The 11,437-nt window shown below is 63.8% G+C and carries 10 protein-coding genes; 6 read left to right on the top strand and 4 right to left on the bottom strand.

Features of this window, described 5'->3' with window-relative positions:
• Nucleotides 1-20: 20 nt before the first annotated feature.
• Nucleotides 21-2,381 carry an LPS-assembly protein LptD gene (locus tag M2342_RS10455; protein ID WP_264579040.1) on the bottom strand — a complete coding sequence of 787 codons (2,361 nt, stop codon included), beginning with the start codon at nucleotides 2,379-2,381 and terminating at the stop codon, nucleotides 21-23.
• 226 nt (nucleotides 2,382-2,607) lie between these two features.
• Between M2342_RS10455 and M2342_RS10450 the strand changes: the two genes are divergently transcribed.
• On the top strand, nucleotides 2,608-4,062 hold the full coding sequence (locus tag M2342_RS10450) for a leucyl aminopeptidase (protein WP_264579039.1): 1,455 nt from the start codon (nucleotides 2,608-2,610) through the stop codon (nucleotides 4,060-4,062).
• A gap of 61 nt (nucleotides 4,063-4,123) precedes the next feature.
• The gene (locus tag M2342_RS10445) at nucleotides 4,124-4,561 is read left to right on the top strand and encodes a DNA polymerase III subunit chi (protein WP_264579038.1); all 438 of its coding nucleotides are present in this window, start codon (nucleotides 4,124-4,126) and stop codon (nucleotides 4,559-4,561) included.
• Between the two features lie 25 nt (nucleotides 4,562-4,586).
• Here the strand turns inward: M2342_RS10445 and M2342_RS10440 are convergent, their stop codons facing one another.
• Nucleotides 4,587-5,054, bottom strand: coding sequence for a hypothetical protein (locus tag M2342_RS10440; protein ID WP_264579037.1), 468 nt, complete (start codon nucleotides 5,052-5,054; stop codon nucleotides 4,587-4,589).
• A gap of 443 nt (nucleotides 5,055-5,497) precedes the next feature.
• Here M2342_RS10440 and ndk point away from each other — a divergent pair, with 443 nt between their 5' ends.
• The gene (ndk, locus tag M2342_RS10435; protein ID WP_181559849.1) at nucleotides 5,498-5,920 is read left to right on the top strand and encodes a nucleoside-diphosphate kinase; all 423 of its coding nucleotides are present in this window, start codon (nucleotides 5,498-5,500) and stop codon (nucleotides 5,918-5,920) included.
• Between the two features lie 74 nt (nucleotides 5,921-5,994).
• Here ndk and M2342_RS10430 read toward each other — a convergent pair whose 3' ends face one another.
• A complete protein-coding gene (locus tag M2342_RS10430; RefSeq protein ID WP_264579036.1) occupies nucleotides 5,995-7,212 on the bottom strand; it encodes a glycosyltransferase family 4 protein in 1,218 nt (405 codons plus the stop codon).
• 277 nt (nucleotides 7,213-7,489) lie between these two features.
• Here M2342_RS10430 and M2342_RS10425 point away from each other — a divergent pair, with 277 nt between their 5' ends.
• From M2342_RS10425 to M2342_RS17120, 3 genes are all read left to right on the top strand, one after another.
• The gene (locus M2342_RS10425; RefSeq protein WP_264579035.1) at nucleotides 7,490-8,725 is read left to right on the top strand and encodes a tyrosine-type recombinase/integrase; all 1,236 of its coding nucleotides are present in this window, start codon (nucleotides 7,490-7,492) and stop codon (nucleotides 8,723-8,725) included.
• Nucleotides 8,726-8,747: 22 nt separating this feature from the next.
• The gene (locus M2342_RS10420; protein WP_264579034.1) at nucleotides 8,748-9,449 is read left to right on the top strand and encodes a hypothetical protein; all 702 of its coding nucleotides are present in this window, start codon (nucleotides 8,748-8,750) and stop codon (nucleotides 9,447-9,449) included.
• A gap of 433 nt (nucleotides 9,450-9,882) precedes the next feature.
• Entirely contained in the window at nucleotides 9,883-10,173 is a 291-nt protein-coding gene (locus M2342_RS17120) for a DUF3892 domain-containing protein (protein ID WP_413715135.1), read from the top strand.
• An 83-nt stretch (nucleotides 10,174-10,256) separates the two neighbouring features.
• On the opposite strand, the gene M2342_RS10415 is transcribed toward M2342_RS17120, so the two are convergent.
• Nucleotides 10,257-11,420: a tyrosine-type recombinase/integrase gene (locus M2342_RS10415; RefSeq protein WP_264579033.1), complete on the bottom strand. Its 1,164-nt coding sequence runs from the start codon at nucleotides 11,418-11,420 to the stop codon at nucleotides 10,257-10,259.
• Nucleotides 11,421-11,437 lie beyond the last annotated feature (17 nt).

The following is an 11,437-nucleotide window of genomic DNA, read 5'->3' as shown; positions in this document are numbered from 1 at the left end:
CCTTTGCGAAGCTGGAGTCTTTACAGGCCGAGATTCTTAAATACCAGCCGCAGTTGAAACGAATTGCCGCGACGGGCATCGCCGACCGTCTGGTAATCGCGCCGCCAGGTGAAGCCGAGTTCCAGGCAGTCATCCTCATAGGCGATGCCGAGGCGGTGGCGCACCGGCTCGAAGCCGGACAGGGTACTCGTCGGATCGTCCCGCTGGCCGGTCAGATCGATGTTCGTCGAGCCGAAGACCGACCAGAAGCGCGCAAAGGCGACGCGCGCTGCAAGGCGGATTTCCTCGACATCGCGTAGATCCTCGACGCCGGACGTAATGTTCCGGTCCAGCCGCAGATAGCCGACCTCGGCATAAGTGCGGCGCGTTCCGACCGTCGCCTCGATCTCGTTACGGCGGACGGCGAAGCCATCCTTGTCGAGCCGGAAGCGGTGGGTGAAGGACAGGAAATCCTTGTAGCGGATTTCCGACCGACCAACGATGTCCGACAGCCGATCGGACAGGCCGGTGCCATTGGGCAGCAGGGACGGGCGGTCATCGATGCGGTAGCTCTGGCCGACGGTGGTATCGAACGAGAAATTCGGCACGTCGAAGCGGTAGTCGAACCCATAGGTGATGCGGGTCGAATCCTCGAAGCGGTCATAGCCGGGGAAGCGATTGAGCGCGAAGAGGTTGGAATCCTCCAGGTCAATCGCGCGGGCATCCTCGTTGGGTACATTCAGGTTGGCGAGGCGCGGCGCGGCAACCAGCTGGACGCGCGGCGTTAGGCGCTGGGTGCCGCCAAAAGCCTGCCCGATGAACGGCCAGCGCACATCCAGCGCCAACGCGGCGATTCCTCGCGTCTGCCAGCCTTCCTCACCGCGATAGACCACCGTTGGCGAAAGATCGTTCTGCGCGCTGTTGTAGACGTCGCCGCGGGCATAGGCGGTCAATGAGACCTCCTGTCCCATGCCGGTCAGCCGGCTCTGCTTCCAGGTGAAGCCGACGAACGCGCGCTGGGTATCCTGCCCGTCTGTGCGGAGGATCGACAGGCTGTTGGCCTGCAGTTCCACCCGTCCGCCGAACAGCGGATCGGTGGTGCGCAGGCGGTAGTCGATGGCGGGAATGGCGATAGGAACCTGGCCGGCCCGGTCCCCCGAGCGCAATGACTGAAAGGCCCAGCCGGCAATCGAGAGATAACTGCGCGTGCCGATCCGCTCCAGATTGAGCGTGGAGCGCAGACGATCCTCGTGGCTCAGGTCATAGCGATTGAGGAAGGTACGGTCGGACGCGTAACGCAGCGATCCGGTCAACGACCAGAGCGGGTCGAACTGAAACTTGCCGCTGGCAGCGATGTAGCCGCGCAGACGCTCATCGCTGGTGACATCGGTTTCGCCCGTGACCGGCGTAACGGCGCTGACCGTGCCGTAGCCGGTGATCTGATAGGCGCCCTTGGGCAGGAGTGCGCGATAGCTGGCCCCGAGCATCGGCAGCACCGCGCTGTAGACATAGGGCGTGAGCGTCAGATCGCGATTTGGCGCAAGCCGCCAGTAATAAGGCTGCACATATTGCACCCCGTTGCGCCGATCATAGCCGATGTCCGGCACTAGCAAGCCGCTGCTGCCTTCATCGCCAATGCTGTGGCGCAGGCCCGGCAGGGGAAGCAGGGGCAGGCCGAACATGCTGACGCGCGCATTCTCATAGCGCACCCGCTGGCGAGCATCGTCAAGAATGACGCGATCGGCCTGGATCTGCCAGGTCGGCTCCTTGGGGCAGCCTTTGACCGTCTCGACCTTGCAGGGCGTGAATGCCGCCTTGTCCAGCACGTAGATGTTGTCGGTGCGCTGGGCCTTCACCGCCGCCAGCCGATTCTCGCTGTTGGTGACGATCAGCAGATTTTCGATGACGCCGTCCCGCAGGCTTTCGGTGACGTCCATCTCGTCGGCATAAGCGCGGTCGCCACGCTCATTGACGAGCAGCACATCGCCGCGCGCGATGACGGTGCCGGCCTTGCGATCCCACTCCACCTGGTCGGCGGACAGATTGGCATCCTGTCGGGCAACGCGGACATTGCCGGAGGCGCGCACGATATCGGCATTGCTGTCGTAATCGATCCGGTCGGCCTGGAAATTGATCTCGTTCTTGGAGACCGGCGCTGCCGGCATGGGGACGGCCTCGGCCTCTTCCTTGGCCGGGCGGTCTTGAAAATCGGGTTCAGCGCCGGCGGGGATATCCTGCGGCGCTACATTGTCGATGGTGAGCGGCGGTTCGCCCTGCGTCGGCGGCTCGGCCTGCGTCTGGGCGTAGGCCGGCGCGGCCATGACCATCGCCAGAATCAGAGCTGGCGCGCTGATGCACAGGTGCACGCGCATCATAGTCCGCTCGCGCGTGTCACGGCTCATCGTGGCAACCAATCGTCATTCTCCCAGCGCGGCTCGCGGTCTGCGCGCGCCGTGTGCAACGCTGCCCTATTGCACTGCAGCGCCCGCTCCGCAATTGCCTTCCCAAGCGTGAAATCGCGCTTAACGGTCCCTTTGCCGTGGCATACCCCCTGGCAAGGCGCTATTCCGCTTCCATATTCACACCAGGTCATCTGGCCACATAATTCCTTTCCAGGAGCTTGTATCCATGCACATCACCATTTCCGCCAGTCGCCCTGCCGACATGGACTGCCTCGTTTTCCCGGTCGCAAAGGGCGCCGCCGTGTCGCCGGGCATCGAGGCGCAGGCTCTGGCGGCGCAGGCGGCGGCGGCATCGCGCTTTGGCGGCGAGGCAGGCGCCGTGGTGGAACTGTTCGTGGCCGAGGCGGGCAAGACTCTCCGCGTCCTGCTCGTCGGAACGGGCGAGGGCACGCCGGCCGATCTGGAGAAGGCAGGCGGCGCGGTGACGGCACGGCTGCAGACCTCCGGCGTCAAGCATGTCGCGATCGACGGCGCGGAGCTTACTGCCGACGCGCTCGCCCGGATCGCGCTGGGCGCAGAATTGCGCGCATGGCGCATTGACACCTATCGCACGAAGCTGGCGGAGAAGGCCAAGCCGACGCTCGAAACCGTAACGCTGGTTCATGAGTCCGGCGAGCTGGCGGCGCTCGTGGATGATGCTAAAGCCGTCGCACAAGGTGTTGCATTCACGCGCGAACTGGTCGCCGAGCCAGGCAATATCATCTATCCCGAGAGCTTCGTGGAGCGCTGTCGCCATCTGGTCGATCTCGGCATCGAAATCAGCGTGCTGGACGAGACGGACATGGCCAATCTCGGCATGGGTGCCTTGCTCGGCGTTGCGCAGGGCTCGGTGCGCAAGCCGCGCATTCTTGCGATGCGTTGGGACGGCACCAATGGCGCGCAGGCCAAGCCGCTGGCGCTGGTCGGCAAGGGCGTCACCTTCGATACCGGCGGCATTTCGCTCAAGCCCGGTGCGGGCATGGAAGACATGAAGTGGGATATGGGCGGCGCCGGTGCCGTTGCCGGCGCGATGAAGGCGCTGGCTTTGCGCAAGGCGCCCACGCATGTCGTCGGCATCTGCGGGCTGGTCGAGAATATGCCGGACGGCGGCGCGCAGCGTCCCGGCGATATCGTCAAAACCATGTCCGGCCAGACCGTGGAAGTGCTGAACACGGACGCCGAGGGGCGTCTGGTGCTGTGCGATGCGATCTGGTGGACCCAGCAGACCTACAAGCCCGAGACTGTGATCGACCTCGCGACCCTCACCGGGGCGATGCTGATCTCGCTCGGCAGCGAGCATGGCGGCCTGTTCAGCAATGACGATGACCTTGCCGAACAGCTCCTCGCGGCCGGTCGCGAGAGCGGTGACAAATTGTGGCGCTTCCCGCTGTCGCCAGCTTATGACAAGCTGATCGACAGCCCCATTGCCGACATGAAGAACATCGGCCCGCGTTATGCCGGCTCGATCACGGCGGCGCAGTTCATCAAGCGCTATGTGCAGGAGGGCGTAAAATGGGCGCACCTGGACATTGCCGGCATGGTCTGGGCCGACAAGCCCGGCGCGACATGGGAGAAAGGCGCTACCGGCTATGGCGTGCGCCTGCTCGATCAGTTGATCCGCGATCGCTATCAGGCCGGTTGAGGTCTTGCGCATATTTCGGCCCGGCCTTCGCAGCCGGGCCGGATCGCGCTAGAGCCGTAACATGCAGGTGGATTTCTATCAGCTCAGCCGGGATCCCGTCGAGGCGACGGTGCCCGCCATCGCGCGCAGGGTGCTTGATGGCGGCGGGCGACTGCTGGTCGTTTCCGCCGAGCGCGACCAGCTCGACCGTATCTCCGAGGGTCTGTGGAGTGCTGGGCCGGAGAGCTATCTGGCCAACGATCATGCGGATGCACCCATGCCGCAGGTCCAGCCGATCCTCCTCGCGCCGAGCTGTGATGCCGCCAATGGTGCGCGCCATGTCGCGCTGGCCGATGGCCTGTGGCGGGATGAAGCGCTGGGCTTCGAGCGGGTCTTCTACTTTTTCGACGATGCCACGGTGGGCGGGGCGCGGCTGGCCTGGAAGGCGCTGAGTCGATCGGAGGACGTCACGCCGCGCTTCTGGAAGCAGGATGGCGGGCGGTGGCGCCAAGGGCCTTGAGGCACCAGCGGCGCGCCGGATTCGCTCACCGCATGTGACGCGGCTTCTTGGTGGTATCGGCGCGCGCTTCTGCGTGACGGCTCTTGAGGGACGTCGGTGCGCTGGCCTGAAGAAATTCACGGCCGCTCAGCCCGTCTCCGCCGCGTCGGTTGAGCGGCGGTTCGAGTGTTTCGATCAACAGCGCTTCCATGGTTCTGAGCATATTGGCTTCGCTCCAGCACGCGCTTTGCGCGAAAGGCAGATGCTGACTGGCGTCTCGCAGGCCGAACCAGGAGAAGCGATTCCACCGGCCGGCAAGCCGGTCGGTCGTATGCGTCTTGAGTCGCGCATAGAGATCATTGCTGGCACGCCCGACATAGACGGTCCGCGCGCCATCCTGCAGGAGGTATAGGCCCACCTGACGGGCAAAGTTGAACAATGGCGCCCCCTTGGTGCGCCGGCCGAGGAGGAGGGGCGGTCCGGACCAGGGCACCAGTTCGCGTTTCCAGAACATGCCAAAGGCATTCAGGCTCTCGCCCGGTCCGAGGTCCGGCCAGCAAATGGCAGGATATTGGGAAGCCCGATTGCAGGTTGAGCTTTTACGCGCAGCGGCTCGAGCCAGTGCCGGCTCCGCCGCCTCTGCTGGTAGGGTCAGGCAGGGCGTCGTCACCGTCGCCGCATCAGGAAAGGAGCGGTGCTGTCCCGGTGCAATGCTGTGAAAGCGCAGCGACCCGTCATCATGCCTGTCGATCCGATAAATGGATTCCTTCGGCTCCGCGCCCTGCATGTTCCCATTCCCCCTTTGCGCACCCAACCATGGCAAACCGTAACAATGTGAACTCAAAGCGCTTAATTGATCGTAACCCGTGGACGCCTGCTGCTCTTGATCGGCCGTCGCTTCGCGGGTAGAGCGCGCGCGACCTCAACTCTTTCGTTTTCTTTACCGGAGCATTTCTCATGGCGGCGACCCGCACCTTCTCGATCATCAAGCCCGACGCGACCCGTCGCAACCTGACCGGTGCTGTCACCAAGATGCTGGAGGAAGCCGGCCTGCGCGTCGTGGCATCCAAGCGCATCCACATGAGCCGCGAGCAGGCCGAGGGTTTCTACGCGGTGCACAAGGAGCGTCCCTTCTTCGGTGAGCTGGTCGAGTTCATGATTTCCGGCCCGGTCGTCGTGCAGGTTCTGGAAGGCGAGGACGCCGTGAAGCGCAATCGCGACATCATGGGCGCCACCAACCCCGCCAATGCCGAGCCCGGCACCATCCGTAAGGAACTGGCCGAGTCGATCGAAGCCAACAGCGTTCACGGGTCGGACAGCGAAGAGAATGCTGCGATCGAGATCGCCTACTTCTTCAAGCCGGAAGAAATCGTCGGCTAATCCGACGGCCGTCTAACCGTCGGCCTTCTAAAAAGGGCGCCAGACCATCGGGTCCGGCGCCTTTTTTGTTTGGTTTAACGCTGCCGGCCAGCGGCTGCTTCCGTCTCGAAATAATCGAGCAAGGTCTGGGCCGATTTGAACAGATCGTGCCGCTCTTCCACGCGGCGCCGCGCCTCGGCGCCCAGCGCAGCCCGCTGCTCGGGCGTGGCGCGCATGATCCCGCGTAACGCCTCGGCAATGGCCTCCTCATCGCCAGGCGCGAAAATCCAGCCACAGCGTTCGTCCAGCAACTCGGGGATGCCCGCAATGGTCGTGCTCAGCACCGGTCGACCGATGGCGAAGGCTTCCATGATCCCGATGGGCAGGCCCTCGGCATAGCTTGGCAGCAGCATGGCGCGACCGGCCAGCAATTGCTCCCGTACATAGGCACCGGTGCCCCAGCCGTGCAGAATGACATGATCCTTGACGCCATGTGCCCGGATCGCCTGCCGTAGCGCGTGCTCGTCGTCCCCGCCGCCGATCAGCTCGACCACCAAGTCGGGAAACTCCCCGATCACGGCAGCGACGGCGGGCGGAATATGAATCTGGCCCTTGTTGGCGCACAGGCGGCCGATGCAGATCACTCGGCTGCTCTCGGGCGGGGCAGGCTGATAGGGGAAGTCGGAGAGGTTGATGCCGCAATGGACGATGCGGACCTTCTGGGCCGCCTCTGGGGCCTCCGCTACGATGCGATCGTGGCAGTAACGGGTGATGGCGACGATGAAAACCGCATCGCGTGCCTTCTCGCGGATGGAGAGGCGGGCCGGCTCGCCGGGCACCAACTCATCGGGACCATGGACCGTGAAGCTGTAGGACGGCCCACCCAGCCGCCGGGCCAGCATCGCCACGGTGGTCGCGTTGGTGGAGAAGTGGGTGTGGACGTGATCGATCCCTTGCGCATTGGCGCGGCGGGCGAAAGCCATGGCCTCCAGCAGATAGGCGACATGGGCGACAAGGTTTCGCCCCGCGTTGCGCCACACCCGCCACCAGAGCGGCAGTACCCGCAGCGTTCTGACCGGATGTAGCAGGCAGGTGAGCAGCACGTCCCACAGCAGCGCCGCCTTGCTGCCGGTGATGATATAGTGCGTGCGCGCCTGCTCGGCGATATCTTCTGGGTCAACCAGCTCACCATCCCAGTGCCGCAGGGCAAAACGCTCGACCGGCTGGCCGAGCGCCTCGATCGCGCCGATCTCGCGGCGGATGAACGTCGTGCTGATCAGCGGATACATGTTGAGAAGATAAGCAAGTTTCATGGCCGACCGCTCATGGGAGCGGAGAGGCGAGCCTGTCAACGCGGCTAACCCTTTTTGCGGCAGTGCGGGCCGGCAAGTCCGCCTCAGCAGTCCGGCAATGTGTGGAAAGTGGCTCCCCGAGTAGCAGCATTGGGGCCAGCTTCACCGCTCTCACACCTTCTCGAAACTCTTGTCAAAGTATTTGTAAACGGGCAGTTATCTGTCTCAAGCTGTCCCGGAAAAACTCGGTGCAGCCAGACCGATTTGGGGGCCTCGTTGGGGGCCAGTGGGGGCCTGATTGCTGACAGTTTTGGCGTGCCGGAATGCGGTTTCGCGAGAGAAAGCATACAAGCTGGCGGACGCAAATGGGCTATATTTACACGTCATGCCCTCCGGAACGCGAAGCTGGCGCTGGAAGTACCGCATCGGCGGCGTGGAGAAGAAGCTTTCCTTCGGTCAGTTCCCGGAAGTGTCCCTGGCCAGGGCGAGGGAGCTGCGCGACGAAGCCCGGAGGATATTGCGGTCCGGTGGGGACCCAGGCGCACGGGCGGCAACCCCGGAGACGCTGCCGACGTTCGAGCAGGTCGCCCGAGATTGGCACAAGCATCAGTCCCTCGTGCGGGCTCCACGCTACGCGCGCCAGATCCTCGACCGGCTCGAGACGGACGTCTTCCCCGCAATCGGTTCATTGCCGCTGGGTGCCATTTCGGCAGCGACTGTCCTGAAGGTTATCCGGTCGATCGAGGCGCGCGACGCGCTGGTGATGGCGCAACGGGTGCGGCAGCATATCTCGTCGATCTTCGTGTTCGCGATTGGCGCCGGCCTGGCCGAAACGGATCCAGCGAACATCATCCAGCCGACGTTGAAGCCGCGAACGCGGTCATTGCGTCCCGCAGTGCTCAGGATCGAGGAGGCGCGCGAGCTGATCAACGCGGTGGAGGCCACGACCGATGCCTTCGTGGGAACCAAGCTCGCGTCGCGACTGCTGGCGCTCACAGCGGTTCGGCCAGGCGTATTGAGGCTGGCCGAGCAGACCGAGTTCGAGGATCTCGATGGACCGGCGCCACTGTGGCGAATTCCGGCAGCGAAAATGAAGCTCGCCCGGGAGAACAAGGCGGATGCGGCCTATCAGTTCGTTGTGCCGCTCGCGCGCCAAGCGGTGGAAGTGGTCAAGGCGGCCGCCATCGTCTCGGATGGGCGGCCCTATCTCTTTCCCAACACCGTCAAGGCAAGCAGGCCGATCTCGGACAGTACGCTGAGCAAGATTTACCGCGACGCGGGCTATCAGGGGCGCCATGTCCCGCACGGTTGGCGTGCGACCTTCTCGACGATCATGAACGAAATGGCGGCACAGAACGACAATGTGCTGGATCGGGCGATCATCGACCTGATGTTGGCCCACATGCGTGGCGACGTCGAAGCCGCCTACAATCGGGCGGCCTACATGCCCCGCCGGCGCGAGCTGGCACAGATTTGGGCAGACATGTTGCTGAAGGATGCGCCACCGGCGGCATCGCTGCTTCCCATCGACTGAGCTTAGCCGCCGGAGCGCGGGCATGAACGCCCGCTCGATTGGCGATCTCGCCGCCAACATCGCCGGCGTTCGTCGCCTCGGCCGGCGCACGCTCCAGCCCGTGCGGCGCAACAGCCCCTATGCCGGCGAATATGAGATCGAGCGCTGGAAGCGCGAGAATATGTTCCCGCGATCAGAGAACAACGCCCGTTTGAAGCAGCTAGAGCAGCTGATGCGGTCGACCAAGCTGCCCGGCCGACGCCGCGGCGTCGTCGGCGATATCGAGATGGACGTCTATCGCTTCTTGTTGAAGCGGCGCGGTCGCATGAATGGCCGGCTGGACTACGCGATCAACACCATCGCCGCCGAAATCCGCCGCGCGCGGTCAGCCGTCGTCAATGCCCTGGCGCGCCTGAAGGAGCTGGGCTTTTTGGATTGGCGCCGACGCACGGCCCCCGTCGAGGATCCCGAGCCAGGCGGCCAGTACGTCCAGCAGATCTCCAATGCCTATTTCCTGACGCTGCCGCGCAAGGCGGCCGAGCTCGTGCGCCGCATCATGCGACGGCCGACCGAGCAGAGCCGGCGAGCGGAACAGCAGCGCCAGTTCCTCGACCAATTCAACACCATGACGCCTGACGAGCAGCTGGCGACGATCGCCGACGAAGGGCTTCGCTCGACGTTCCGCCGCATGCGCCGTCTTTTGGAGGGTGCGAGTCCTCCAGACGGTCAGAATCAGGCCCTGTAAGAACAAGGGATAAGGAATCGAGCTACGCTCGATGCTCCAACCCCGCGTCGCGGGGCCCCGATGAGGGATATCCGACGCAAGCAACCGCCCATAGGCACACTCAGCTCTCCGGCGCGCCGGAGGGGCCGGACCGGCTTGGGCCGGTCCGGGGGCTATCCAGGGGGATAGCGGGGCAAGAACTGTGCCAGGGCGGCGCCGGCTGGCTGCTGGCAAGCTCGGCGATAGGAGGTGAAAATCACTGCTAGGGGTGCCTCAGTATTCAATAGCTCCGCGCCAAAACGGTGAATTAACGGAGGCGTTATATGTCGAAATCTTTAAATGTTGCTCTCGAACAACAGTAGAACATTATGTGTAATAGATATGGACTCCGAACAACCAACATTGGATCATCAGCTCTGACGGATTGCGTCACTCGAAACAGGGGGGTAGTGAAATGTCAGTGGTGAGGATCGATTGTATAATTCCAGATGGAGCAGACGCCGATCGGCGGATCGACCGCCTCGGCGGCCCTAGACCAGATGGACCAGAGCGGTGGGAAGATCCCATCGACAATATCATAAATTATATCCGAAACGGCACGCACAGCTTTTATACTATGGTGGGAAATAGGGCAGTGGACGTCGTGGTGCGTGTCCATCCTACTTCCGGTCGTTTCTACCTTACCACCGAGGGAGACGGGTTTCCGCCTAACAATCTACTCAATCTTGGGCGGTGCCAAAGATAGCTTAGGTTCGTTATCGGAATTCTAGATCGTAGGTGAATGGGCTCAGTTGGTGAAGCTCGTGTAAAGTTTGCAGCAGCAACTTGTCAGCGCATCAGCAGCTCCGCCCAACGGCAAAACAGATCGCGCCGGCGCGCCAGATGCTCGGCGCGGTTGTAGGCTGCCTCCACCTTATTGGTCGACACATGGGCGAGCGCCTGGTCGATGACGTCCTTTTCGGTTGGGCATTCCTCGTTGAGGATGGTCGAAAAGCTCGCGCGCCAACCATGCGGCACATGCCGACCGGCATAGCCGGCGCGATTGTAGAGCTCGCCGATTGCGCCGGCGCCGATCGGGAAGATCAGAGAATGGGTATCATACCCTCGCGCGGCCGCGCCGCGCAGCAGCTCGGCTGCCGGCAGGCTCAGCGGAACCAGATGATCATTGGATGCGTCCGCCTTGCGCACCCGCGTCAGCTTCATGTGCGCGGCCGGGATTCGCCAGAGCGGGGCAGGGCCGTCTAGATCCTCGATCTCACCCCAGCGCGCCAGGCGCAGCGCGCCAATGCGGACGGCTGTCAGCGCGAGAAACCGCGAGGCGAGCTTCACGCGCGGCGCAGCGTCCAGCGCGTCGACGGCGCCCAGCAGCGCCTTCAGCTGATCGATATCGACCAGCGCCGGGTGCCGCTGCACGCTCGGCGGCGGCGCCAGCTCGGCGCGGAGCGCTGCGGCCGGGTTCGTCGTGCAGAGCTCGCGCACGATCGCGTAGGAAAAGATCGCGTCCAGGCGTTGCCGGATTCTACGCGCCGTTTCGATGGCGCCGCGCGCTTCGATCGACTGGACGAGCTCGAGCAGCTGCACGGCCTCGATTCCGCCGATGGGGTTTTTCGCCAGAGACCGAAAAACGTCGCGCTCCAAGCTCAAGATCACGTCGCGGGCATGTTCGGCCGACCAGCGGCTGCGGCGGTCCTCGAACCAGGCGCGGGCCACCGTTTCGAACTGGTCGGCATGGGCCGCAGCGTCGCGATCGCGCGGATCGAGCCCCGCCGCGATCAGCGATCGCGCACGATCGGCGCCGTCGCGGGCTTCGATCAGCGACATATCGGGCCACCGGCCAAGCGAGAGCAGCTGCTCTTTCCCGCCGACGCGATACTTGAGGCGCCAGGACTTGAGGCCGCTCGGTGCCACGAACAGGAAAAGCCCCAGCTCATCGAACATTTTGTAGGCGCGCGGCTGGATCCGCGCAGCCTTGACCGCAGCATTTGTGAGCATGATACACTCGCTTGGTT

It is taken from the genome of Sphingobium sp. B8D3A (assembly GCF_025961995.1).
Lineage (GTDB): Bacteria > Pseudomonadota > Alphaproteobacteria > Sphingomonadales > Sphingomonadaceae > Sphingobium.
Note: the sequence above shows the minus strand (reverse complement) of the source record. Positions and strands in the feature narration are given on the sequence as shown.